This window comes from Rahnella sp. R3(2024) (assembly GCF_042920125.1).
GTDB classification, from domain to species: Bacteria; Pseudomonadota; Gammaproteobacteria; order Enterobacterales; family Enterobacteriaceae; genus Rahnella; species Rahnella rivi.
Genome location: NZ_JBHGBU010000001.1, coordinates 2,831,375 through 2,856,078, shown reverse-complemented (window position 1 = coordinate 2,856,078; position 24,704 = coordinate 2,831,375). Strand labels below are relative to the sequence as shown.

The following is a 24,704-nucleotide window of genomic DNA, read 5'->3' as shown; positions in this document are numbered from 1 at the left end:
ACAATGAATAGTAGAGTCCACCAGGGGCACTTTGCCCGTAAACGTTTCGGCCAAAACTTTTTAACCGATCAATTTGTGATTGATAGCATTGTGTCGGCCATTCATCCGATGCCGGGACAAGCGGTGGTCGAAATCGGGCCCGGCCTGGCAGCGCTGACGGCGCCCGTCGCCTCGCGTCTGGACAGCATGACCGTTATCGAAATTGACCGCGATTTGGCGGCTCGTCTGGAAAGTAATCCTAAGTTTCAGGGCAAATTGCGCGTCATTCAGTCTGATGCGATGAAAATCAATTTCGCCGAGCTTTCCGAAGAGCTCGGCCAGCCGCTGCGCGTATTCGGCAACCTGCCCTATAATATTTCTACGCCACTGATGTTCCACCTGTTCACCTATACCAACGCCATTAAAGACATGCACTTCATGTTGCAAAAGGAAGTGGTCAACCGTCTGGTTGCGGGGCCGAACAGCAAAGCGTATGGTCGTTTAACGGTCATGGCACAGTATTACTGTAACGTGATCCCGGTTCTGGAAGTTCCACCGGAATCCTTCACCCCAGCGCCGAAAGTTGATTCCGCCGTGGTGCGTTTGATTCCGCATGACGTGATCCCGTACCCGGTTTCAGATATCCGCATTCTGAGTCGTCTGACAACAGATGCGTTTAACCAGCGCCGTAAAACGATTCGTAACAGCCTCGGCCACTTGTTCACACCAGAACAAATGAGCGCGCTGGGTCTGGATCTGTCAATGCGTGCTGAGAACATTTCAGTCGAACAATTCTGTAAACTGGCTAACTGGTTATCAACCCGACCGAAAACCACAGAACCCCAGGAGTAGCGATATGCTTAATTCGCCCCGCGTATGTGTTCAGGTGCAAAGTGTCTACATTGAGTCACAGTCGATACCGGAAGATGAGCGTTTTGTCTTCGCCTACACCATCACCATCCGCAATCTTGGGCGTTTTAACGTACAGCTCCTGCGCCGTTACTGGTTGATCACCAACAGTAACGGCCGCCAGACCGAAGTACAGGGCGAAGGGGTTATCGGCGAACAGCCGCTGATCCTGCCCGGCAGTGAATTTCACTACACCAGCGGTGCGATCCTTGAAACGCCGCTCGGTACCATGGAAGGCCATTATGAAATGGTCGCACAAGACGGTGAATCCTTCCGTGTGCCGGTTCCGGTCTTCCGCCTCGCCATCCCTACACTGATAAATTAATCCTTTATGTCGACATACCTTATTGGTGATGTTCACGGTTGTATCGATGAACTCAAGGCGCTATTGGCGCAGGTGGATTTTAATCCGCAAAATGATTGTCTCTGGCTGACCGGAGATTTAGTCGCCCGTGGCCCGTCCTCGCTCGAGGTGCTGCGTTTTGTCAGTGGTTTGGGCGACGCAGTCCGCATGGTGCTCGGCAACCACGACTTACATCTGTTAGCGGTTTACGCCGGTATCAGCTTTAACAAACCGAAAGATCGCATCACCCCTTTGCTTGAAGCTGAAGATGCAGATGAGCTGATCAACTGGCTGCGACGCCAGCCGGTGCTGCAGGTGGATGAAGAGCTGAAGCTGGTGATGGCGCATGCGGGGATTACGCCGCAGTGGGACCTGGAGACCGCGCAGATGTGCGCGCGTGAAGTGGAATCCGTGCTGAGAAGTGACACCTATCCGCTGTTTCTCGACGCGATGTATGGCGATATGCCCAACAACTGGCATCCCGAGCTGACCGGTCTTGCGCGTCTGCGTTTCAGCACCAATGCGCTGACCCGGATGCGTTACTGCTTCCCTAACGGGCAGCTGGATATGATATGCAAAGACACGCCCGATACCGCGCCGAAACCGCTCAAACCCTGGTTTGATATTCCGGGTCCTTTACAGGAAGCGGGTTTCAGCATTGCGTTTGGTCACTGGGCTTCGCTGGAAGGAAAAGGCGCGCCGGAAGGTATTTATGCGCTGGACACCGGCTGTTGCTGGGGCGGCGATATGACCATGCTGCGCTGGGAAGACAAAACCTATTTCACTGAGCCTTCTCACCGGCGCAGTGAAAAGGATCTGGCGGTCGCGCCAAAGGCGCTCTGAGCAGACATTTCCCCCGTTTCTGAAAGACAAAAGGCACCTTCTCAGGTGCCTTTTTGCTGACTGCTGCGGCTTAATCAGGCGCGGCGATCAAGGATCTCAAAGCAATAGCCGTGAGAGTTCTGCTCATCCGCATCATGGAATTCGCTGAACGTACTTTCCCAGTCGTCCGGCTCATAGTCAGGGAAATGGGTATCCCCTTCGACTTCGGCGTCAATGTGGGTCAGATATAAGCGGTTCGCCTTAGGCAGGAATTGCTCATACACACGACCACCGCCCATGACCATCACTTCTTCCACGCCGGCGGCAGCGGCCAGTGCGGCATCAACAGACGTCACCCAGGTCACGCCTTCGTGCTCGCCGGGTTTAGAGCTGATGACAATATTCAGTCGGCCAGGCAAAGGGCGTCCTATCGACTCAAACGTTTTGCGTCCCATGATGACGGGTTTATTGAGCGTATTACGCTTAAACCAGGCCAGATCACCGGGTAAATGCCAAGGCATAGCGTTTTCCATGCCAATAACGCGATCGGTCGCCAGTGCGGCGATCAGGCTAATAATCATTGTGAAGCCCTGTGTAGATAAGGAATAAAACCGTGACCCGAAAAAAGAGCTGCCACTATACGGAAAGCCCCATCAGCCGTCGATAGGGAGACTCGCGCTTTACAAAGATATAAACGCGCGCCGCTCAGACTTACACGCCGGGACGTTTGCGGTACAGCCACAGCCCCGGCAAAGATAATCCAATCGACAATGCCCCGACGATAAAACTGGCCTTCAGGAAATTGGTGACCATGGTAGACATCAGCACTTCGCTGTAACCAAGGTGCGAAATTTCCACCATGGAAATCATCGCCGTATACGCAGAAATTCCCGGAAACATGGGGATGACGGCGGCTACTGTGAAAACTTTAGGGTGCGCGAGAAACCAGCGCGACCAGCGAATACCAATGATGCCGATCAGTATAGCCGCCAGCAAAGAAGCCCACTCAATGTTTATCCCGCCATGCATCATCAGCATACGGGAGCCGTGCCCGATGGCACCGAGCAGCGCACAATAGCGCAACGCACGCGGCGGGACATTGAACACCATCGCAAAACCCAGCGCCGGCACCGCGGCCAGAAACATATCCTGCAGGAGTGCCCAGATCAGACTCATGCCCACCCCCGTAATTCCCACAGCGCCATCGCCATGACCACCCCGATGCAGGTTGCCAGCGTCAGCAAACTGGCCATTGCCCAGCGCGCCAAACCGGTGTTCACATGGCCTTTAAACATATCGGCCACCGCGTTGATCAGCGGAAACCCCGGCACCAGCAGTAAAACGCTGGCAGCCATCGCCACGTTCGAGGTGTGATGGAATGCATCAAGGCGCATGAGCAGACCGGAAATCGAGGTCGCCACAAAGGCGGTACAGCAGAAATTAATCAGCGGATTCATATGGCGAAGGGTCAGCGTCTGGCGCACCGCCATCGCCACACCGCTGGCGATAAACGTTATGCTGAACGCATCCCAGCCACCGCCGTTCAGTTTGCTGAAGCAACCGCACGACAGCGCCACCATCAGGATCATCAGCGGGCGGGGATAGCGCAGCGGCCTGATATGGCTCAGACGCTTCTCCACCAGCGTGCTGTCGAGCAACTTATGCTCGGCGAGGATCACCGTATGTTGCACTTCGGTGACCACCTGCATGTTGATCCCGCGATCGACATTTTTTCGCGTTGAGGTCAGGCAGTATCCGCCGCACAGCGTACTGAGCACCACGGCATTGGCGGAGATCGAACTTTCCACCTGATCCATGCCCAGCGCGATACCGAGCCGGGCTGATAACTGCTCCACCAACATACTTTCAGCGCCGTGCTGTAACAACAACAGGGCACATTCGATGCACAGGCGGGTGATTTCACGCTGGTAATGCGCCTGTGGACTTTCGCGCTGCGGGTATTCAACGACAGGTTCTTGCATAGCCTTTACCGCCCGTAAAAAAAGCCAATAAGTGTGATACGTCGAGGTGAAGATTGACGTATCATGCGGCCTTATTTTGCCCTGAACATTGACGACGGTTACTTTCATGCTTGAAACCTCCCTTTTTATTGCCAGTATCGCCTTCCTCGGCATGCTCTCTCCCGGCCCCGATTTCTTTCTGGTGATCAAAAATGCGGCCCGCTATCCGCGCGCGGCGGCACTGATGACCTCGCTGGGCGTCATTTGTGGCGTGATTACACATATGTCTTACTGCGTCGCAGGTCTGGCGGTCGTGATCACCACCACGCCGTGGTTGTTTGGCTTGCTGAAATACGTCGGGGCGGCTTATCTGATTTGGGTGGGGATCCAGGCATTGTTCTCGCGCAGCAACAGTAAAATGAATCTCGACGGACTGGTGCCGCAGCAGGTGAAACTGCGTACCGCTTTTGTACAGGGATATCTTTGCAACCTGCTGAATCCTAAAGCAACGCTGTTTTTCCTGGCGATGTTTACCCAGGTATTACAGGTAGACTCCAGCCTTGGCGAGAAACTCTGGTATGCCTCGATCATTGTCGGACTTTCATTGGTCTGGTGGCCGTCGCTGGCCTTGTTGATCCAAAGCGCGCCGGTGCGTCGTGGTCTGGCAAAAGCGCAAAAAATTATCGATAAACTGCTGGGCGGCGTACTGATAGGTTTAGGTATCAAAGTCGCGCTGAGCTGACTGAAACACAAAAAAAAGCCGGTGCTGTTCAGGCACCGGCTTCAGATTTCATCCTTGCTTAACTCTTCGCTTCAATCACTTCATTCTCCGGTGCTTTACCGTCGATACTTCCCCGCCAGCCTTGTTGCTGTTCAGAGGCGAGACGTTCCTGATCCTGTTCAATCGCGGCGCTCAGCATGTCTTTCGCGCGCTGCATACTGGCGATACGGAACTCAGTGTCTTCGTAATTCTCGATGGTCGCTTCCAGCATTTTCAGGTTGTAGCGGCGGAACAGATCGGCTTTCTCGCGGGCTTCATACGCATCAAGCCCGAGCGTCTCCAGCACTTCCCGGCCAACGCGCAGGGATCCTTCGAACAATTCCCGCTCCGGTGCTTCCACACCCAGTTGCCGCAGCTGATACCAGTGATCGACGTCGCGGGCGCGGGCAATAATCTTCAGGTTCGGGAAATGCTCTTTTGCCAGCGCGGTCAGTTGCAGGTTGGCTTCCACATCATCGATAGCGTTAATCAACACTTTGGCCTGCGCCGCACCGGCTGATTCCAGCAAATCCACCCGCGTGGCATCCCCGTAAAACACTTTGGTGCCGAATTTACGCAGCGTTTCGATATGATCCGGGTCGTGATCCAACACCACGGTATGAACGTTATTCGCCAGCAATAGACGACCGGCAATCTGACCAAAGCGCCCGAAACCGGCGATAATCACCTGCGCATTTTCATCATCAATCGTATCTTGCGGACGATCGTCTTGCGGCGCATTGCGTTCCATACGCGCGGCGAGAACCAGCAACAGCGGCGTGACCGCCATCGACAGCGCCACAGCAAGCGTCAGCGCCTTCGCCCATTCCACCGGCAACACACCGGCCATTTGTGCTGTGCTGAAAATCACGAACGCGAATTCACTGCCCTGCCCGATAAGGATGGCGAATAACCCGCGCTGCTTTTTCGGAACGCCAAGCCAGGGTGCGACCAGCCACAGTAAAGCGGCTTTCAGCGCCATAAAGCCGACCAGCAATGTGGCGATCAGTAACGGCTGATGAACCAGTGTACCGAAGTCGATGGACATGCCGACGCCGATAAAGAATAGCCCGAGAAGCAGGCCTTTGAACGGCTGAATATCGCTTTCCAGCGCATGACGATATTCAGAGCTCGCCAGCAATACGCCCGCCAGAAACGCGCCCATCGCCATCGACATACCCGCCATTTCCAGCAGAATGCCAAATCCAAACACCAGAAAAAGCGCCACGGCACTGAACACTTCACGCATACCGGAGCGGGCAACAAAATGCAGTAACGGGCGAGTGACATAGCGCCCGAGCAACACCACCAGCACCAGCGCACCGGCCACTTTCGCCGCCGACAGGCCAAAGCTCATCAGCGTGGTGGCTTCACCGGTACTCGCCAGCAGCGGGATCATCGCCACCAGCGGGATCGCGGCGATATCCTGGAACAGCAACACCGCAAAGGCGCTGCGGCCAATCGGTGACGCCGTCAGGCTGCGTTCACTCATTGCCTGCATGGCGATGGCCGTTGAGGAAAGCGCCAGCGTCAGGCCGATCAGCATGGCGATTTTCCAGTCGAGGCCGAGGAAATAACAGAATGCGCTGAGCACCACGCCGCAGCCGACCATCTGGATGCTGCCGCCGCCAAAGACCGAGGCGCGCATGGTCCAAAGCCTTTTAGGATCCAGCTCAAGGCCAATAACGAACAACATCAGCACTACGCCGATTTCCGCAAAGGTCAGAATCGACTCAGCATCAGAAACCAGTTTCAGGCCCCACGGCCCGATAATGCAGCCGGCGATCAGATAACCGAGCACCGATCCCAGACCAAGACGTACCGCAATCGGGACAAACAACGCCGCAGAGCCGAGGTAAATCAGCCCTTCAATCATCAGGTTATGGTTATCCATTTTCGACCTCCGGCGCACAGCCTTCTTTCAGGCTCAGGCAGGCGGTCAGACGTCGACGGTACTCTTCACCCGCGGCTTTCAGCGCAACTTCATCGCAAATAAAGGTGTTATGTACGGCGAAATATGGCTGCCAGTGCATGCCGCAGTAAACTGCCGTCGCCTGTAATGGCTGCGCCAGCACGTCGAAATTGGGGTGATCGCCGAGCTCAAAATGGTGTTCATCTCCGCCGGTCGTCACTGCCCACAGGCAATGCTTACCGTTGAGCGCGTTGCCGTCATGGCCGTAAGCCCAGCCGTGCTCGAGCACCTTGTCCAGCCACAGCTTCATCAGTGGCGGCAGGCTGTACCACTGGATCGGATGCTGAAATACCACCATATCGGCGCGTTCAACCGCCTTCTGTTCAGCAGCGATATCGATATTGAAATCGGGGTAAAGGTCATACAGCGAACGCACTTCAACATTAGGTAAATCGCTGACGGCCGAGAGCAGTCCCTGGTTGGCCCGCGAATGGCGCGGATAAGGATGGGCGTAAATTATTAAAATCATGCAGGTCTCTTGTCTTATTAGCTTTACTTCAGCATACGCAATTTTGGGCTTTCTGGTAAAAGCTGAGCGTATAAAAAGAAAAGGCGCAGCTTTCGCCGCGCCTTTCATCAAGCAATTATGCCATTAGCCTTTGATTTTCGCGTGCATTTCCTGCACTGAAATCACCTGCTCCGTCGGGTCAGAAGACAGCGCCATCGCCGTGGCGAAACCGCCGTTCAGCGTGGTGTCGTAATGCACTTTGTATTGCAGCGCACTGCGACGGATAAGCTTGGAGTCTTCAATCGCCTGACGGCCCGCCGTGGTATTCACGATATACACATATTCACCGTTCTTGATACGGTCCTGAATATGTGGACGGCCTTCATGCACCTTGTTGACCAGACGCGGGTTAATCCCGGCTTCACCCAGCACCACCGCGGTACCGTGAGTCGCATCCAGCTCGAAACCGCGTTTGAGCAGTTTCGCGGCTAAATCCACCACGCGGCCTTTGTCGCCTTCGCGGACTGACAACAGTGCGCGACCGGCTTTCTTCATGCCGGAGTTACTGCCCAGCTGCGCTTTGGCAAAGGCTTCGGCGAAGGTACGACCGACGCCCATGACTTCACCGGTGGAACGCATTTCCGGCCCCAGAATCGGGTCAACGCCTGGGAATTTGTTGAACGGCAGCACCACTTCTTTCACGGAGTAGTAAGGCGGGATCACTTCTTCTGTGATGCCCTGCTGCGCCAGTGTCTGCCCCGCCATCACGCGCGCCGCCACTTTTGCCAGCGCCACACCGGTTGCTTTGGAGACAAACGGCACGGTACGCGCAGCACGCGGGTTAACTTCAATCAGGTAGACTTCGTTGTTCTTCACCGCAAACTGGACGTTCATCAGGCCGCGAACGCTCAGCTCAAAGGCCAGTTTCTCGACCTGCTGACGCATCACATCCTGAATTTCCTGGCTCAGCGTGTAGCACGGCAGTGAACATGCGGAGTCACCGGAGTGAACGCCCGCCTGTTCGATGTGCTCCATGATGCCGCCAATCAGCACACGTTCACCGTCGCAGATGGCATCAACGTCCACTTCGATGGCGTCGTCAAGGAAGCGATCCAGCAGCACCGGCGCATCGTTGGAGACGCTGACCGCGTTCTGGAAGTAACGGCGCAGGTCGATTTCGTCGTAGACGATTTCCATCGCACGGCCACCCAGTACATAGGACGGGCGCACCACCAGCGGATAACCGATACCGGCTGCTTTTTCAACGGCTTGTTCGATTGTCGCAACCGTGGCGTTTGCCGGTTGTTTCAGGCCCAGACGGTGAACCGCCTGCTGGAAACGTTCGCGGTCTTCTGCACGGTCAATCGCATCCGGGCTGGTACCAATAATGGGCACACCCGCCGCTTCCAGTTCGCGCGCCAGTTTCAGCGGAGTCTGGCCGCCGTACTGAACAATCACGCCTTTTGGCTGTTCGATACGCACGATTTCCAGCACATCTTCCAGAGTGACGGATTCGAAATACAGACGGTCGGAGGTGTCGTAGTCGGTAGACACGGTTTCCGGGTTACAGTTAACCATAATGGTTTCGTAACCGTCTTCGCGCAGCGCCAGTGAGGCATGTACGCAGCAGTAGTCGAACTCAATACCCTGACCGATACGGTTTGGACCGCCACCCAGTACCATGATTTTCGGCTTGTCATTGGTCGGGTTGGATTCACACTCTTCTTCATACGTGGAGTACATGTACGCGGTATCGGTGGAGAATTCCGCCGCACAGGTATCGACACGTTTGTAGACCGGATGCAGATTGTATTTATGACGCAGTTTGCGCACTTCGCTTTCTGAAACGCCGACCAGTTTTGCCAGACGCAGGTCCGCAAAGCCTTTGCGTTTAAGCATGCGCAGGTAATCGTGAGTCAGAATGTTGAAGCCGCCTTCAGCCACTTCATTTTCCAGTTTCACCAGCTCTTCAATCTGTACCAGGAACCAGCGGTCCACGTTGGTCAGGTTGAAGATACCGTCAACGGACATCCCGGCACGGAAAGCATCGGCGATGTACCAGATACGCTCGGCACCGGCTTCTTTCAGCTCGCGACGGATTTTGGTCAGCGCTTCAGGGTCATCAAGGTTCACTTTCGGGTCAAAACCGCTCGCGCCCACTTCCAGACCGCGCAACGCTTTTTGCAAGGATTCCTGCTGCGTACGGCCAATTGCCATCACTTCGCCAACAGATTTCATCTGCGTGGTCAGACGGTCATTTGCACCGGCAAATTTCTCGAAGTTGAAGCGAGGAATTTTAGTCACAACGTAGTCGATAGAGGGTTCGAACGATGCCGGGGTTTTGCCACCGGTGATGTCGTTCATCAGCTCATCGAGGGTGTAACCCACTGCCAGCTTCGCCGCGACTTTAGCAATCGGGAAACCGGTCGCTTTAGAAGCCAGCGCGGAAGAGCGGGAAACACGCGGGTTCATTTCGATAACAATCAGACGGCCATTTTTCGGGTTCACCGAGAACTGGACGTTGGAACCCCCGGTTTCTACGCCGATTTCACGCAGTACCGCCATCGAGGCGTTACGCATGATTTGGTATTCTTTGTCGGTCAGGGTTTGCGCTGGCGCCACGGTGATGGAGTCGCCGGTGTGAATACCCATCGCATCGAAGTTTTCGATAGAACAGACGATGATGCAGTTGTCGTTTTTATCACGCACCACTTCCATCTCGTACTCTTTCCAGCCAATCAGCGACTCATCAATCAGCAGCTCTTTGGTTGGGGAAAGATCCAGACCGCGTTCGCAAATCTCTTCGAACTCTTCACGGTTATACGCGATACCGCCACCGGTGCCGCCCATGGTGAAGGAAGGACGGATAATGCACGGGAAGCCAACATCGGCAGCAACCGCCAGCGCTTCTTCCATGGTGTGTGCGATACCGGAACGCGCCGTATCGAGGCCGATTTTCTTCATCGCGACGTCGAAACGGCGACGGTCTTCGGCTTTATCAATCGCATCTGCGGTCGCGCCAATCATGGTCACGCCGAATTCTTCCAGCACGCCCTGACGTTCCAGTTCCAGTGCACAGTTCAGTGCGGTCTGGCCGCCCATGGTTGGCAGCACGGCGTCCGGACGCTCTTTTTCGATGATCTTACGCACCACTTCCCAGGTAATAGGCTCGATGTAAGTCGCATCAGCCATGTCCGGGTCAGTCATGATGGTGGCCGGGTTGGAGTTCACCAGAATGACGCGGTAACCCTCTTCACGCAGCGCTTTACACGCCTGCGCACCGGAATAGTCAAATTCACAAGCCTGGCCGATAACAATCGGACCGGCGCCGAGGATCAGGATGCTTTTTATGTCTGTACGTTTTGGCATTTTTTATTCGCTCCTGTTATTTGGCGTTGTGGTTGTGAGAAGCGCGAAAAGCGTTAATCAGTTCGATGAAGTGATCGAACAATGGCGCCGCATCGTGCGGGCCCGGGCTGGCTTCAGGGTGACCCTGGAAGCTGAATGCCGCTTTATCAGTACGGTGAATGCCCTGCACCGTGTGGTCAAACAGTGATTTGTGGGTCACGCGCAGGTTGGCCGGCAGATCGGATTCATCCACCGCAAAGCCGTGGTTCTGCGCCGTGATCATCACGATATCTTTATCGAGATCTTTCACCGGATGGTTACCACCGTGGTGGCCGAGCTTCATTTTCACGGTCTTCGCCCCGCTGGCCAGTGCCAGTAACTGGTGGCCGAGACAGATGCCGAATACCGGAATGTCGGTTTCCAGGAAGGTTTTGATGGCGGCGATAGCGTAGTCGCAAGGCTCCGGGTCGCCAGGGCCGTTGGACAGGAAAATACCGTCCGGATTCATTTTCAGCACGTCAGCAGCTGGCGTTTGCGCCGGTACTACCGTCAGGCGACAGCCGCGATCCACCAGCATACGCAGGATATTGCGTTTGGCGCCGTAATCGTAGGCCACCACGTGGAATGGCAGCTCTTCTTCTTTTTTCGCTTCCGGCAGTTCGCCTTCCAGCGTCCAGCTACCTTGTTGCCAGCTGTAAGATTCCGCGGTGGTCACTTCTTTCGCCAGATCCATGCCTTTCAGGCCCGGGAATGCTTTGGCTTTTTGCAGTGCCAGTTCAGCATCCGGTGAATCGCCCGCGATGATGCAGCCGTTCTGCGCGCCTTTTTCACGTAACAGACGGGTCAGCTTGCGGGTATCGATATCGGCGATGGCAACGATGTTGTTGCGCTTGAGGTAATCAGAAAGGTTTTCTTCACTGCGGTAGTTGCTGGCAATAAGAGGTAAATCGCGAATGACCAGGCCTTGAGCGTGTACTGCGGAGGATTCTGCATCAGCGGCATTGGTGCCGACATTACCGATATGGGGATAAGTGAGAGTGACAATCTGGCGGGAATAGGAAGGATCAGTGAGGATTTCTTGATAACCGGTCATCGACGTATTGAAGACCACTTCCCCCACTGCCGAACCTTCTGCCCCGATGGCCCGACCGTGGAATTGGGTTCCGTCTTCCAGAACCAATAGCGCTGACTTTATCAAAGCATCCTCCAAGAATAATAAATCACAATATCTGCATATTAATTCAGATAACCCGATCTAAATCAATGCAAAAATCGCTCGGGAAGCCAATTTTCGGCAAATTGCGCGCATTCTAATGATGGCAGTGAAGTTTGTCTACCAAAAGCCGCCATATTTCTCTATTTTTCGCACAACTCAGTGAAAAGGCTCCGTCACAGCCACAAAACCACAGGCTAAGTAAACATAGTAACCGTTTGCGGAAGAGGATGTCTGAAAATAGTGCTGAAAATCGGTTTGTGCGGGTGAGGACGAAAGGAGGCGTTCGAAAAACGCGCGACTGACAGGTAAAATCGTCACAAAAGACATGAAAAAGACGACTAATCTGCAAATTTAAATCAGGATGCTTATTTTTAAATAAAAAGAGAAGGGCAATCAAGGAACTGCCCTTTTATCAAAAGATTATGACCAATACAACCACATCACATCTAAATCATCTGCTACAAATCATCCAATCCAAGCACATCCCGCATGTCATAAAGGCCAGTCTTATGCGAAGCAAGCCATTTCCCTGCACGAACAGCGCCATTTGCGAAAGTCATACGGCTGGAAGCCTTATGCGTTATCTCTACGCGCTCGCCAATGTCTGCAAACATCGCAGTATGCTCACCCACGATATCTCCGGCCCGGATCGTCGCAAAACCAATACTTTTAGGATCGCGCTCTCCGGTGTGGCCTTCACGGGCATATACCGCACATTCTTTCAGATCTCGCCCCAGCGCGCCCGCTATCGCTTCACCCATCGCCAGCGCGGTGCCTGATGGCGCATCCACTTTATAGCGATGGTGTGCTTCAACAATTTCAATGTCGGTATAGTCGCCCATCACTTTGGCGGCTTTTTCTAAAAGTTTGAGGACAACATTCACGCCTACGCTGAAGTTAGCCGCAAAAACCACCGGAATAACCTCAGAAGCCTGTTTAATTGCCCCCTTACCCGCGTCATCAAAGCCCGTAGTCCCGATAATCATGCCTTTATGGTGCTTCTGGCAAAATTCCAGATGCACCAGGGTGCCTTCGGGACGGGTAAAGTCGATCAAAATATCGAAGTCATCCGCCACGGCATTCAGGTCATCATTGACCTTGATACCCGCTGCGCCGATCCCTGCAAGTTCACCGGCATCAGTACCGATGAGGGATGATCCCGGACGCTCCAGCGCGGCACCCAGCACCACACCTTCAGCGTCGGAAACGGCCTGAATCAGCTGCCGGCCCATACGCCCGCCCGCGCCAACAATGGCCATGCGAATTTCAGCGTTACTCATAAATACTCTCTTTTTATAGGGGTTCTGCCGTGAAACAGAATCAGGTTAACTACCCTGTTATAGGGTAGCCAGCAAAATTGCCACATAATTAGAAAATTATGATACAGGCTGGTTAATATCAGTAAAAACCATTTGATTTCAGGTTACTTAAAGTGAGGTTTTGTGTTAACAACCCAGCCAAACTGGAACTTTTTCAGAAAACCAGCCTTAATTCCCCTGTGTACGACTCCCCGCATAACCATTCATTTTTGTGCATAATGGTCAGGGGATCTCAACGCTCTTTGAAACTTTCATCAACTTTAGTTTGTAGCGGACTCAGCAGATAATCAATCACCTGACGCTTGCCGGTTTTAATCTCCGCGCTGACGTTCATCCCCGCCACCAGGTTAATACGCTTGCCTTCCACCACCAGATAGTTTTGGTCGAGCGCGACATTCGCATTGAATACCAGCCCTAATTTCTCATGCTCAATCGCATCGAAACTGACGCTGGTGACTTTTCCGGTGATATATCCGTAGCGAGTATAAGGGAATGATTCGATTTTTATGATGACATCCTGCCCAACATTCACAAACCCAATGTCTTTGTTTGCCACCATCGCTTCGACCTCGATTTTGTCATCAAGTGGCACAATCGTCATGATCGCCTCCGCTTCTAAGGCCACCCCACCCACCGTATGAAATGCCAACTGCTGAACGGTACCGTCGACGGGAGCCTTTAATGTCATCAAAGACTGGCGCTGCCGGGTTTTTTCCATCTGGCCCTTAAGCTGAGGTATTTGCTCATTTGCCTGGCGCAGTGCGTCCAGCGTGTCTCGCTGAAACGTCTGGGTGTTTAATAGCTTTTCCTGTTCAGCCTGATGAATGCTTTCTTTTATTTGCTGCGTCTGATTTCTCAGGCTGCGGAGATCCTGCTCATTCTGGATTGTTTTGCTGTCCTGTTCATAATACTCATGCTGTGAAAGGTATTTTTTCTCCAGAAGAGCCTGATAATCTTTTGATCGCTGCAGTTCAATTTTTCGGATCTGCTCCAGCTTATGGACCTGATCTTCATTCGACCGTAATTCAGATTTGTGCTGGCTTAAAATCGCCTGCAACCTTTCATTATCAGCAGACCACGACTGAAATTGATTTTTCGCCAGTAACTGTGTGGCTAAGATTTCGGTTTCTTTCAGACCGAGTTGTTTCGCCTCTTCGCGGTTAATCTCAATGTCGCCCTCATGTTGAAGCGCTTTGATTAACGCATCACAGCGCAATTTCGTTAACTGCACCGCTTCCAAAGCATGTCGGGATTGTTCGTAATCGCTGTCAGAACCGATGCCATTCAACTCAATCAGCGTCTGACCCGCGTGGACATAATCGCCGTCATTAACATAAATGTTTTTAATGACGGACGTTTCCAATGGCTGAATTTTTTTGCTGCGCCCGCTGACGATGGTTTTCCCCTGCGTCACCGCAACAATATCGATATGCCCAAATATGGCCCATATCAATGCAATGGCAGTAAACAACATAATCAGTCTGGCGATATATTTCGGCGCCACTGAAACAGGTGTCTCCGTAATTTCCAGCGTGGCGGGAAGAAAAACTCGCTCATCGCCTTCCCGTTTAGGCGGGTCCAATTTTTCACGAACCTTCCAGACTTCTTTCCATACATGACAATATTTGCGGATAAGTTCTTTCGAGGCCTGCAACCAGATATTCATAATGACTGAAGCTCATGTAAGTAACGATAGTAACCATTTTCTATTTTCAACAGTTCTTCATGACTGCCCTGTTCGACGATCTCACCTTTGTCCATTGCAATGATTCTTTGCGCAAAACGAACAGTAGAAAGACGATGAGCAATAATAAGTACGGTGCGTTCACGGCAAATTAATTGCATATTCTGCATAATTGCCCTTTCCGATTCATAATCCAGAGCGCTGGTGGCTTCATCCAATATTAAAATCCGTGGGTTTCCGACCAATGCCCGCGCAATGGCAACCCGTTGCCGCTGGCCGCCAGATAGCCCCGCGCCCTGTTCGCCGACAACCGTGTCATAGCCCTCAGCCAACGCCATAATAAATTCATGCGCACCGGCGAGTTTGGCCGCGTGGATGATTCTTTCTAAAGACATACCGGGTTCCGCTAAACCGATATTTTCACGAACGGAACGGTTGAGCAGTACGTTGTCTTGCAATACCACGCCTATCTGACGCCGTAACCAGGCCGGATCAGCCAGCGCTAAATCATTACCATCGACCAGCACCCTGCCGCGCCCGGGGGTATATAAGCGCTGAACCAGTTTGGTGAGTGTACTTTTACCTGATCCGGAACGGCCTACGATCCCCACAACTTCACTGGCCTGAATACTCAAAGTGAGATCGCGCAATACCTCATAACCATCTGGACGGTAGCGGAAATTCACCTGTTCAAAATCTATTTTTCCTTTAATTTCAGGCAGCGCTAAACGGCTACCGGAACGTTCCGTCGGCGTATTTAAAATATCTCCCAGACGCGCCACGGAGATCCCTACCTGCTGAAAATCCTGCCATAACTGCGCCAGACGAATCACCGGCGCCGCAACTTGACCTGCCAGCATATTAAAAGCAATTAACTGACCGACCGTTAAATCTCCTCCAATAACCAGCTGAGCTCCCAGCCACAGCGTACTCACCATCACTAATTTTTGGATCAACTGAACGCCTTGCTGGCCGATGGTCGCCAGACGGGTAACCCGTAATCCGGAATGCACGTACGCCGCCAGCAACTGATCCCAGTTACGGGTCATCTGAGGCTCAACGGCCATCGATTTAATCGTCCCGACCGAGGTGACGGACTCTACCAAAAATGACTGGCTGTCGGCATTACGGGCAAATTTGTCGTTGAGACGTGCCCTTAAAACAGGGCTGATGGTGGCAGACCAAAAGGCATAACAGGGTAATGAAACCATCACCACAAGGGTTAGCCAGCCACTGTAAAACCACATCACAATAAGGAAGATGAATGAAAAACTGAGATCCATCACCGAGGTCAGCGCCTGTCCGGTGAGGAAAGTGCGGATTTGTTCCAATTCTCTGACGCGCGCGATGGTGTCACCCACGCGTCTCTTTTCAAACCAGGCGAGAGGTAACGCAAACAGATGGCGAAACAGACGCGCCCCTAATTCAACGTCGATGCGGCTTGTGGTATGCGCGAAAATATAGGTTCGTAAACCACTCAAAATAACGTCGAATAACACCACAATAAGTAATGCCACAGCCACAACATCGAGTGTGCTAAAACTCCTGTGCACCAGCACCTTATCCATCACAACCTGAAAAAACAAAGGGGTAATTAAGGCAAAAAACTGAATAACTGCCGATGCTGCAAGCACTTCCAGCAGAATTTTTCGGTACTTAATAACGGCAGGAATAAACCAGGTGAAATCAAATTTGGCCAGACTGCCAAGCACAGAAGCTCTGGACGTCACCAGAATAAGCCTGCCGCTGTAACGCGCCTCAAAATCACCTTTATCCAGTACAACCGGCCTGCCGAGTTCAAGATCCTGAATCAGATATTTATTGTTATCAATTTTCGCCAAAATAAAATGCTCACCATCTTCTCTCCATACCACGGCCGGTAAGCTGATTAAGTGAAGCCGGTTTATATCCTGACGCACTAATTTTGCCTTTAACCCTAAAGACTTTGCCGCTAACAGCCATTGGGTTGTTGTCAGCCCACCATTTCCATCACTGAACTGATGCTTTAAATCTTCACCATTAGCAGCAACGCCGTGGTAATGCGCAATAATAGTCAGGGCAGAAAAAGCAAGATCATGCTGTTTTTTCACCCCTGTACTGAGTTCATTTTCAAGCAGTGACATAATAGTTTATTTATTCCCTTTATAATGGACAAAACATCCCTTTCGCACTTCGTGTACCACAGCATTAAAAACAAAAAAAACGCTCAAACTCAATAGTGACATCATTAATTCAATACTATTTTTTAAATCAATAATCATGCATATATAATAATTATAAAAATATATAAAACATTAATAAGTGGGATATCTTATTGATAGACACACATCACACTATCGATAATTTAATTTATCCCCCTTGATTATTTGATTTATCTCTGACCGGTATTGGATTATTTATTCTTGTGTTCAAACCAAATAGCAACAAACCGTTCTTGCCTTTTAAGGGCATTATTCATAATACGCATTACGATATTGTCACTCTAAGTCATTATATCATTAGCTTCCTAATTCCATTTGTACCCCTACAGGATCTTGTCCCTCCGGATGATCTCCTTGTTATCACCCGGAGGGGCGGGATCAACCCTCAACGCGGCCATGCCCTCCTCCGTATCCAAGCAATTTGCAGATAATTTCCTCAAAACCGCCATTTCTTAGATCTAAAACATCAATATTTTATAATATGGCACGAAATAATATTGATAAAACCAATGAATATGATAATAAATAGCCAGCTAATTTTAACCACCGAAAGTTGATTTTTGAGCGGTTAAAATGAAAGCAGCCTGAAAGTATGAGGCGCGTCTTCACCCTTACCAGCCTGTCATAAGTAAGGGGAAAAACTATAAAACACACAAGGCCGGTTTCTCTGTTGGTTTTTTCAAAACAGAGTACTGGCTCAGGGACTTACATGAACTTCAAACTAAATAAAGTCACGCAAGTGGCGACCGCAGGCCTGTTATTCGGCTTAGCCTCTTTTGCTTCACACGCAGAAATCACACTGATCAAACAAGATCCCCAGCCTAACGATCCGCTCAGCCGCCTGAATTTCCAGGTTGGCGGCAGTATTCGTCCACAATTCCAGTTCCAGAACGGCGTGAAAAACTACAAAACCAACGGTTTTGATGGCGGCACACGTTTCCGTTTTTCTGCTGATTATTATCTGTTTGATGACATCAGCTGGATTAACTACTACGAGCTGGGCGTGAACATTCCTGCCCTGACCGGCTGGGATAATCACCATGCTGATGGCGCGCATAACACCAGCCGTCGTATGCTTTACACCGGTCTGAAAAGCAAAACCTACGGTCAGTTGACCTTTGGTCAGCAAAACAGCGTTTACTATGATGTGGTCGGTGCGAAAACCGATATCTGGGATTACGATATGCTCGCCCAGGCACCGGGTAATGGTGTTAACGGCGATTACGATGGTTCATACCGTTCCCGTAAAATGCTGAAATATAAAAATACATTCGGCGATGCCGATGTTTACGCTTCTTACCTGTTTGAAGACAGCGAACTGCTGACCGGCAAAAATGGCCTGCGTTACAAACGTAACGGCGGCGGTTCTGTCGGTGTGGATTACCACATCACCAAAGACCTGACCTGGGGTACTGCGTACAACTACACCGACGCAGAAATGAGAAATCCGGGCGATAACACGTCTAAAGACTATAACCAGAGTATTGTTGGTACTGCGCTGAGCTGGAAACCTGGTAACTGGACGGCATCCTTCGGCGGCGGTTATTACCATGACTTCCTGACCACTGGCGTGAAAACTGAAGATAGCTTCTTTGCAGGCGACGCTTACGGTCTGGAATACTTCCTGGGTTATGCCTTCCCGATCAATCAGATGGCTGTCAAAACCATTCAACCTTACTTCATGGGTGACCGTCTGACCTATGTCACTGGCCGTAATTACCAGCGTATTGATAACGGTCTGGGTGTTTCCTTCCAGCTCGATTACGGCTTCCGTGTTGATTACGAACACGTGTTCACATCCTCTACCGATAACCTCGGGGATATGAACCTGATCCGTCTGAGATACGATTTCTAAGCGTTTAAGCACTCATTTGCGGGCCGGTTTTACGTCTTAATGACGTGCCGGCCCTTTATTTTTACACCTTTTCTACTATCCACTACACGCAAAGCAGGACTAGACTGAATGCTGCCACAGCCTATACCTCAGGAGAGCTTTACGATGTCAGCATTATTCCGGTCCGACGTGACCGCCGTTGGCGATTATCGAGCCGAATTGGGTGAAACTCCCGTCTGGTGCCAGCGCACTCAATCGTTGTTATGGGTCGATATTCTTGCTCAACGTGTGTTGCGCTACTGGCCTGAAACCAAAAAAACTGAAATCCACGATCTGCCGAGCATCACCAGTGCCGTCCTGCTGACGGAGAAACGTAATCTGTTTTTACTGGTTTCGATCGACGGCATCCATCTCTACGATTACGATCTGAAAAGCCGTCAGACAATCTGCGATTATTTCGGTGCAGAAGGTACACGCCCGAACGAAGCAGCAATCGCGCCGGATGGTTCTCTGTGGTTTGGCACTCTGGACCTCAAAGAAGAAAAGAATAACGGGGCCTGGTATCGCTACGAAGCAGGAGCCGATGCGCCAGAAATGATGCTCGATAACGTCGGGATCACTAATACGCTGGTCTGGTATGAAGGCAAGGTCTGGTTCGCTGATACCCGAAAAAACCGCTTCTATTCTGCTAATGCACGCCGTATCAATCCGCAAAAAATCTCCTGCTTCTCTTCCGGAGATAAATCACCCGACGGTTCTGCACTGGCTCAAAATGGCTGGCTGATTACCGCCTGCTGGGGATCACATTGCTTGTTACGCCAGCAAATTAATCAGGGTGAATTGCTGACCCTGGACACCGTGCCTGTCCCGGTGACACAACCGAGTTGCTGTACCTTTGGCGGGCCGGACATGACTGAGCTTTACATCACTTCTGCGCGCAAAACCCTTGAAGCACCCCATGCGCTGGAAGGGGCATTGTTGCACGTTCAAACCTCAACCGTTGGCGTACCGCAGAATTTGTTCAAACTGCAAAAGCCTTAAGCAGCGCTGATGCAGACGCAGAAAATAAAAAACCGGCCACGAATGAGCCGGTTTTTTTATTGTTGCAGGGACCTGTGAAAATCAGTCGATCTGTTTCACATCCACACGCAGTTCTTTTGGCACTTCGAAAACAATATTTTCTTCGCGCCCTTCGATGTTAATCACATCCAGACCACCAAACGTTTTTAGTTTGTTGATCACATCCTGCACCAGGATATCCGGTGCTGATGCGCCTGCCGTCACACCAATGCTTTTCGCGTCTTTCAGCCAGCTTTCCTGAATATCTGCCGCGGAATCGATCAGATAGGACGGCACGCCAACGCGCTGCGCCAGTTCAGCCAGACGGTTGGAGTTGGATGAGTTTTTCGACCCCACCACCAGCACCACATCCGCGCCATCGGCCAGCGTTCGCACGGCTTCCTGACGGTTAGTCGTTGCGTAGCAAATATCGTCTTTACGCGGCCCGATGATTTTCGGGAAGCGATCGCGCAGGGCATCGATGATCGCCGAAGTGTCATCCACAGAAAGCGTAGTTTGCGTCATAAAGCACAGGTTGGTTTCGTCTTTTACCTGCAATTTGTACACATCTTCCGGCGCTTCAACCAGGTACATGCCCCCTTTCGGATTGCTGTACTGGCCCATGGTGCCTTCCACTTCAGGATGACCGGCGTGACCAATCAGTATCGCTTCTGTCCCTTTACGGCTGGCGCGTGCCACTTCCATATGCACTTTGGTCACCAGCGGGCAGGTCGCGTCAAATAGCATGGTCAGGTCACGGGCTTTTGCTTGTGCACGCACCGCCTGCGAAACGCCGTGTGCGGAGAAAATCAGGATGGAACCGTCGGGCACTTCACTGATTTGCTCGATAAAAATCGCGCCGCGCTGACGCAGGCTGTCGACCACGTAGCGGTTGTGCACCACTTCATGACGGACATAAATCGGTGCGCCATATAATTCCAGCGCACGTTCCACAATGCTGATGGCACGGTCAACGCCCGCACAAAATCCGCGCGGATTAGCCAGCAATATCTGCATGTTTCTCCTCCAGTTGCGGGTCGATTTCCAGCACTTCGATATCGAAATCAATGTACTGTCCCGCCAGCGGATGGTTGAAATCAACAGTGATTGAATCTTCTGTCACTTCGCGCACCACACCCGGCATTTCGTTACCGTCACGACCACTGAACAGCATGATGGTGCCGACATCCGGCACCCCTGTTTCCTGGAAATCACGGCGCGAGAAGAACTGAACCAAATCCGGGCTTTTCGTGCCGAATGCAGATTCCGGTGACAGGGTAAACGCATGTTTATCCCCGACACTCAGCCCTGAAAGCTGATTCTCCAGCGCGTCAGACAAACTGCCGTCGCCGAGGCGAAACAGCGCAGGTTTCCCGTTGGCGCGGGTAGATTCTGCCGTCGAGCCGTCTTCCAGCTTTAACGTAAAATGCACCAGTACGGCGCTGTCGTGTTTCACCTGTTGAGACATGCTTCTTATCCTTTGCTCTTCGTCGCTTCGTTCGGTTTCGCGAGGAAACCTTCCAGCACGACCAGCACCGCACCGACGCAGATAAAACTGTCGGCCAGGTTGAAGATCGGGTAATGCCAGTCATTCACGTAGAAATCAATAAAGTCGATCACGAAACCGTGCACCATGCGGTCAAACATGTTGCCCAGCGCGCCACCAATAATCATCGCAAACGCAATGTTATTCATGCGCTGTTTCGCGCTGCTGCGATACATCAGTACCAGCAGAACGACCACAATGACCAACGCGATGGCAGTAAAGAACCAGCGCTGCCAGCCGCCTTTATCCGCGAGGAAACTGAACGCTGCACCCGGATTATGGGCGTAGGTCAGGTTAAAGAACGGGATCAGCGGCAGAGATTCACCGAGCTGAAAATGCCCCATGACCATAAACTTACTGCCGAGATCGACGATAACGACGAGAACCGCCAGCCATAGCCAGCGGAGTCCGGTAGAACTGAGAGGTTTACTCATTATGCAAACTTACGCTCTTCGCCGTCGCCGGCAATGTTAGTAACACAACGGCCGCAGATGTCGCTGTGTTCCGCGTTCTGCCCAATATCGGTAGTGAAATGCCAGCAGCGCGGGCATTTATCGCCCTCGGCTTTTGCCAGGCCGATCTTCAGGCCTTTAAGCAATTCACTCGCCTGAGCGGAATCGTCGGCTTCCGACAGAGCAGCGACTTTCGCACCGGAGGTCAGCAAGACGAAACGCAGTTCATTGCCCAGTGAACGCAGGTCAGTGGCCAGCGCGTCGTCTGCGTACAAGGTGACAGCAGCTTCCAGAGAACCGCCAAGACGTTTATCTGCACGAGCCTGTTCGATCACTTTGTTCACTTCGCCACGAACTTTCAACAACTCATCCCAGAACGCATCGTTCATGGATTCGTTACCGATCAGGCCAAACAGACCGTCGTACCACTCTTCGGTGAAGACGAACTTCTCACGTTTGCCTGGCAATTCAGCCCAAATCTCGTCTGCAGTGAAGGACATGATCGGTGCCATCCAGCGAACCAGTGCTTCACAGATATGATAAAGCGCGGTCTGGCAGCTGCGGCGGGCAACGCTGTCGCTTTTCGCGGTGTACTGACGATCTTTAATGATATCGAGGTAGAAGGAACCCATTTCGATCGAGCAGAACTGCATCAGACGTTGTACGACGCCATGGAAATCATAGGCTTCATATGCAGCAATGATCTCTTCCTGAGCGGCTTTCGCGCGGCCAACGGCCCAGCGATCCAGTACGACCATTTCTTCCGGAGCCACGCTGTGCAACGCAGGATCGAAACCGTTAAGGTTCGCCAGCAGGAAGCGCGCGGTGTTACGGATACGGCGGTAAGAATCAGCAGCACGTTTGAGGATTTCGTCGGACACGGCGATTTCGCCAGTGTAGTCCGTAGACGCAACCCACAGACGCAGAATGTCGCCACCCAGCTTATTCATCACGTCCTGAGGCGCAATGGTGTTGCCGATGGATTTAGACATTTTACGGCCCTGACCATCGACGGTGAAGCCGTGAGTCAGCACTTGCTTGTACGGCGCTTTGCCTTTCATCGCCGTGGAAATCATCAGGGAAGACATGAACCAGCCGCGATGCTGGTCAGAGCCTTCCAGATACAGATCAGGCTCGTGACCGTTGAACTCAGGACGCACATCCACAACGGAAGAGTGTGTGGAACCGGAGTCAAACCAGACGTCCAGCGTATCCGGCACCTTCACGTAATCAGCGGCGTCAGCACCCAGAATGTCTTCCGGGTTCAAATCCCACCACGCCTGAATGCCGTCCACTTCAACACGCTTCGCGACTTCTTCCATCAGCTCAAGGCTGCGCGGATGCAGTTGTTCGGTGTCTTTATGAACAAACAGAGACATCGGGACGCCCCACGTACGCTGACGGGAAATACACCAGTCAGGACGGTTAGCGACCATATTTTCGATGCGTGCCTGGCCCCAGTCAGGGATCCACTGCACGCCTTTGATCTCTTCCAGAGACTGCTGACGCAGGCCTTTCTGATCCATGCTGATGAACCATTGTGGCGTAGCGCGGAAGATGATCGGTGTTTTGTGACGCCAGCAGCACGGATAGCTGTGCGTGATTTTCTCAACGTGCAGCAATGCGCCTTTTTCACGCAGCAGCTCAACAATCAGGTCGTTGGCTTTAAAGACGAATTTACCGTCCAGCGTCGGGTATGTGCCAGGCAGGTAGCAACCGTTCGGCCCCACCGGGTTTGCCACTTCCAGACCGTATTTCTGGCCGATAACAAAGTCATCCGGGCCATGGCCAGGTGCAGTGTGCACGGCGCCGGTACCGGCATCGAGGGTCACGTGATCACCGAGGATCGCCGGAACGTCGAAACCAAGGAACGGATGTTTGAAGCGCAGCAATTCGAGATCGGCACCTTTGCACTCGCCCAGTACGGTCCATTGTGCAACGCCTGCGCGTTTCATGACGCTTTCAACCAGATCGGTTGCCAGGATCACGCACTGCCCGTCAATCTGCACCAGCTGATAGGAGAACTCAGCGTTGAGTGAAATCGCACGGTTAGCTGGCATGGTCCACGGCGTGGTGGTCCAGATAACCAGTGAAATCGGGCCATTAAAGGACGTCGCGCCGAATTTCGCCGCCACCGCAGCCGCATCGGTTGCATTGAACATCACATCAATAGAAGGGGAGCTTTTGTCGTAATACTCCACTTCGGCTTCAGCCAGTGATGAACCACAATCTGTACACCAGTGAACCGGCTTAGCGCCTTTGTGCAGGTGGCCGTTACCGATGATTTTGCCCAGCGCACGGATGATGTTGGCTTCAGTGTTGAAGTCCATGGTCAGGTACGGATGATCCCAGTCGCCCAGCACGCCCAGACGGATGAAGTCTTTCTTCTGACCTTCAACCTGTTCTGCGGCATATTTACGGCACGCCTGACGGAATTCCGCGGCGGTCACTTTCTCGCCCGGCTTACCGATCAGTTGTTCGACTTTCAGCTCGATTGGCAGACCATGACAGTCCCAGCCCGGTACATAAGGCGCATCGAAGCCCGCCAGCCCTTTGGACTTAACGATCATGTCTTTAAGAATTTTGTTGACTGAGTGACCAATATGAATGCTGCCGTTCGCATACGGAGGGCCGTCATGCAAAATAAAGGTTTTCTTGCCTTTCTTGGCAGCACGAATAATCCCGTACAGATCCTGGTCATACCAATTTTTCAGCATGTCAGGTTCACGCTTGGCCAGATCGCCACGCATCGGGAACCCTGTTTCCGGCAAATTCAGGGTGTTCTTGTAGTCACTCATAGATTCTCGGTTCCGTTTTCGGCTGGATTCCAGGCTTTGTTACACGCCTGTCA

General features: G+C 52.2%; 20 protein-coding genes. 6 read left to right on the top strand and 14 right to left on the bottom strand.

The window, feature by feature from the left end:
• The first annotated feature begins 3 nt into the window (after positions 1-3).
• Genes rsmA through apaH form a run of 3 tightly spaced genes read left to right on the top strand, consistent with a single transcriptional unit; the run spans position 4 to position 2,074 of the window.
• Positions 4-831: a 16S rRNA (adenine(1518)-N(6)/adenine(1519)-N(6))-dimethyltransferase RsmA gene (gene rsmA, locus ABSH60_RS12885; RefSeq protein ID WP_056776854.1), complete on the top strand. Its 828-nt coding sequence runs from the start codon at positions 4-6 to the stop codon at positions 829-831.
• A gap of 4 nt (positions 832-835) precedes the next feature.
• Positions 836-1,213, top strand: coding sequence for a Co2+/Mg2+ efflux protein ApaG (gene apaG / locus ABSH60_RS12880; protein ID WP_056776850.1), 378 nt, complete (start codon positions 836-838; stop codon positions 1,211-1,213).
• Positions 1,214-1,219: 6 nt separating this feature from the next.
• On the top strand, positions 1,220-2,074 hold the full coding sequence (apaH, locus tag ABSH60_RS12875; protein ID WP_122094207.1) for a bis(5'-nucleosyl)-tetraphosphatase (symmetrical) ApaH: 855 nt from the start codon (positions 1,220-1,222) through the stop codon (positions 2,072-2,074).
• A gap of 74 nt (positions 2,075-2,148) precedes the next feature.
• On the opposite strand, the gene folA is transcribed toward apaH, so the two are convergent.
• The 3 genes from folA to ABSH60_RS12860 form a co-directional block, all read right to left on the bottom strand.
• A complete protein-coding gene (gene folA / locus ABSH60_RS12870; RefSeq protein WP_056776841.1) occupies positions 2,149-2,634 on the bottom strand; it encodes a type 3 dihydrofolate reductase in 486 nt (161 codons plus the stop codon).
• Positions 2,635-2,764: 130 nt separating this feature from the next.
• Complete coding sequence (locus tag ABSH60_RS12865; RefSeq protein WP_056776836.1) at positions 2,765-3,229, bottom strand: threonine/serine exporter; 465 nt, start codon at positions 3,227-3,229, stop codon at positions 2,765-2,767.
• Positions 3,226-4,035 carry a threonine/serine exporter family protein gene (locus ABSH60_RS12860; protein WP_390974244.1) on the bottom strand — a complete coding sequence of 270 codons (810 nt, stop codon included), beginning with the start codon at positions 4,033-4,035 and terminating at the stop codon, positions 3,226-3,228. The genes ABSH60_RS12865 and ABSH60_RS12860 overlap by 4 nt, the downstream gene beginning before the upstream one ends.
• Before the next feature lie 106 nt (positions 4,036-4,141).
• On the opposite strand from ABSH60_RS12860, the gene ABSH60_RS12855 reads away from it, so the two are divergent.
• Positions 4,142-4,756 (top strand): LysE family translocator, encoded by a 615-nt coding sequence (locus ABSH60_RS12855; protein ID WP_217203576.1) that lies wholly within the window; start codon positions 4,142-4,144, stop codon positions 4,754-4,756.
• A gap of 58 nt (positions 4,757-4,814) precedes the next feature.
• On the opposite strand, the gene kefC is transcribed toward ABSH60_RS12855, so the two are convergent.
• The 7 genes from kefC to ABSH60_RS12820 form a co-directional block, all read right to left on the bottom strand.
• Entirely contained in the window at positions 4,815-6,668 is a 1,854-nt protein-coding gene (gene kefC, locus ABSH60_RS12850) for a glutathione-regulated potassium-efflux system protein KefC (protein WP_056776830.1), read from the bottom strand.
• On the bottom strand, positions 6,661-7,215 hold the full coding sequence (gene kefF, locus ABSH60_RS12845; RefSeq protein ID WP_056776827.1) for a glutathione-regulated potassium-efflux system oxidoreductase KefF: 555 nt from the start codon (positions 7,213-7,215) through the stop codon (positions 6,661-6,663). The genes kefC and kefF overlap by 8 nt, the downstream gene beginning before the upstream one ends.
• A 123-nt stretch (positions 7,216-7,338) precedes the next feature.
• Positions 7,339-10,563, bottom strand: a complete 3,225-nt coding sequence (gene carB, locus ABSH60_RS12840) for a carbamoyl-phosphate synthase large subunit (protein ID WP_056776825.1) — start codon at positions 10,561-10,563, stop codon at positions 7,339-7,341.
• Positions 10,564-10,579: 16 nt separating this feature from the next.
• Positions 10,580-11,740, bottom strand: a complete 1,161-nt coding sequence (gene carA / locus ABSH60_RS12835) for a glutamine-hydrolyzing carbamoyl-phosphate synthase small subunit (protein WP_136376082.1) — start codon at positions 11,738-11,740, stop codon at positions 10,580-10,582.
• Between the two features lie 476 nt (positions 11,741-12,216).
• Positions 12,217-13,038 carry a 4-hydroxy-tetrahydrodipicolinate reductase gene (dapB, locus tag ABSH60_RS12830; RefSeq protein ID WP_390974240.1) on the bottom strand — a complete coding sequence of 274 codons (822 nt, stop codon included), beginning with the start codon at positions 13,036-13,038 and terminating at the stop codon, positions 12,217-12,219.
• A gap of 271 nt (positions 13,039-13,309) precedes the next feature.
• Positions 13,310-14,743 (bottom strand): HlyD family type I secretion periplasmic adaptor subunit, encoded by a 1,434-nt coding sequence (locus ABSH60_RS12825; RefSeq protein ID WP_390974238.1) that lies wholly within the window; start codon positions 14,741-14,743, stop codon positions 13,310-13,312.
• Positions 14,740-16,884, bottom strand: a complete 2,145-nt coding sequence (locus ABSH60_RS12820) for a type I secretion system permease/ATPase (protein WP_056776813.1) — start codon at positions 16,882-16,884, stop codon at positions 14,740-14,742. The genes ABSH60_RS12825 and ABSH60_RS12820 overlap by 4 nt, the downstream gene beginning before the upstream one ends.
• 787 nt (positions 16,885-17,671) lie before the next feature.
• Here ABSH60_RS12820 and ABSH60_RS12815 point away from each other — a divergent pair.
• Complete coding sequence (locus ABSH60_RS12815) at positions 17,672-18,817, top strand: porin (protein ID WP_056776810.1); 1,146 nt, start codon at positions 17,672-17,674, stop codon at positions 18,815-18,817.
• Positions 18,818-18,961: 144 nt separating this feature from the next.
• Positions 18,962-19,837 carry an SMP-30/gluconolactonase/LRE family protein gene (locus ABSH60_RS12810; RefSeq protein WP_390974236.1) on the top strand — a complete coding sequence of 292 codons (876 nt, stop codon included), beginning with the start codon at positions 18,962-18,964 and terminating at the stop codon, positions 19,835-19,837.
• A gap of 81 nt (positions 19,838-19,918) precedes the next feature.
• Here ABSH60_RS12810 and ispH read toward each other — a convergent pair whose 3' ends face one another.
• The 4 genes from ispH to ileS are packed head-to-tail and all read right to left on the bottom strand — an operon-like array spanning position 19,919 to position 24,651.
• Positions 19,919-20,872, bottom strand: a complete 954-nt coding sequence (gene ispH, locus ABSH60_RS12805) for a 4-hydroxy-3-methylbut-2-enyl diphosphate reductase (protein ID WP_056776801.1) — start codon at positions 20,870-20,872, stop codon at positions 19,919-19,921.
• Positions 20,853-21,323: an FKBP-type peptidyl-prolyl cis-trans isomerase gene (gene fkpB / locus ABSH60_RS12800; protein ID WP_056776797.1), complete on the bottom strand. Its 471-nt coding sequence runs from the start codon at positions 21,321-21,323 to the stop codon at positions 20,853-20,855. The genes ispH and fkpB overlap by 20 nt, the downstream gene beginning before the upstream one ends.
• Before the next feature lie 5 nt (positions 21,324-21,328).
• Positions 21,329-21,835 carry a signal peptidase II gene (gene lspA / locus ABSH60_RS12795; RefSeq protein ID WP_056776793.1) on the bottom strand — a complete coding sequence of 169 codons (507 nt, stop codon included), beginning with the start codon at positions 21,833-21,835 and terminating at the stop codon, positions 21,329-21,331.
• Positions 21,835-24,651: an isoleucine--tRNA ligase gene (gene ileS, locus ABSH60_RS12790; RefSeq protein ID WP_122094220.1), complete on the bottom strand. Its 2,817-nt coding sequence runs from the start codon at positions 24,649-24,651 to the stop codon at positions 21,835-21,837. Before ileS ends, lspA begins: the two co-directional genes overlap by 1 nt.
• Between the last annotated feature and the right edge of the window lie 53 nt (positions 24,652-24,704).

Excerpts from the sequence above, each read along its gene's own strand:
- ABSH60_RS12810 (WP_390974236.1), top strand. The coding sequence starts at position 18,962 with ATGTCAGCATTATTCCGGTCCGACGTGACCGCCGTTGGCGATTATCGA.
- ileS (WP_122094220.1), bottom strand. The coding sequence starts at position 24,651 with ATGAGTGACTACAAGAACACCCTGAATTTGCCGGAAACAGGGTTCCCG.
- ABSH60_RS12855 (WP_217203576.1), top strand. The coding sequence starts at position 4,142 with ATGCTTGAAACCTCCCTTTTTATTGCCAGTATCGCCTTCCTCGGCATG.
- ABSH60_RS12815 (WP_056776810.1), top strand. The coding sequence starts at position 17,672 with ATGAACTTCAAACTAAATAAAGTCACGCAAGTGGCGACCGCAGGCCTG.
- ABSH60_RS12860 (WP_390974244.1), bottom strand. The coding sequence starts at position 4,035 with ATGCAAGAACCTGTCGTTGAATACCCGCAGCGCGAAAGTCCACAGGCG.
- carB (WP_056776825.1), bottom strand. The coding sequence starts at position 10,563 with ATGCCAAAACGTACAGACATAAAAAGCATCCTGATCCTCGGCGCCGGT.
- apaH (WP_122094207.1), top strand. The coding sequence starts at position 1,220 with ATGTCGACATACCTTATTGGTGATGTTCACGGTTGTATCGATGAACTC.
- ispH (WP_056776801.1), bottom strand. The coding sequence starts at position 20,872 with ATGCAGATATTGCTGGCTAATCCGCGCGGATTTTGTGCGGGCGTTGAC.
- lspA (WP_056776793.1), bottom strand. The coding sequence starts at position 21,835 with ATGAGTAAACCTCTCAGTTCTACCGGACTCCGCTGGCTATGGCTGGCG.
- ABSH60_RS12820 (WP_056776813.1), bottom strand. The coding sequence starts at position 16,884 with ATGTCACTGCTTGAAAATGAACTCAGTACAGGGGTGAAAAAACAGCAT.
- folA (WP_056776841.1), bottom strand. The coding sequence starts at position 2,634 with ATGATTATTAGCCTGATCGCCGCACTGGCGACCGATCGCGTTATTGGC.
- rsmA (WP_056776854.1), top strand. The coding sequence starts at position 4 with ATGAATAGTAGAGTCCACCAGGGGCACTTTGCCCGTAAACGTTTCGGC.
- dapB (WP_390974240.1), bottom strand. The coding sequence starts at position 13,038 with ATGAGTAACGCTGAAATTCGCATGGCCATTGTTGGCGCGGGCGGGCGT.
- kefC (WP_056776830.1), bottom strand. The coding sequence starts at position 6,668 with ATGGATAACCATAACCTGATGATTGAAGGGCTGATTTACCTCGGCTCT.
- kefF (WP_056776827.1), bottom strand. The coding sequence starts at position 7,215 with ATGATTTTAATAATTTACGCCCATCCTTATCCGCGCCATTCGCGGGCC.
- fkpB (WP_056776797.1), bottom strand. The coding sequence starts at position 21,323 with ATGTCTCAACAGGTGAAACACGACAGCGCCGTACTGGTGCATTTTACG.
- ABSH60_RS12825 (WP_390974238.1), bottom strand. The coding sequence starts at position 14,743 with ATGAATATCTGGTTGCAGGCCTCGAAAGAACTTATCCGCAAATATTGT.
- apaG (WP_056776850.1), top strand. The coding sequence starts at position 836 with ATGCTTAATTCGCCCCGCGTATGTGTTCAGGTGCAAAGTGTCTACATT.
- ABSH60_RS12865 (WP_056776836.1), bottom strand. The coding sequence starts at position 3,229 with ATGAGTCTGATCTGGGCACTCCTGCAGGATATGTTTCTGGCCGCGGTG.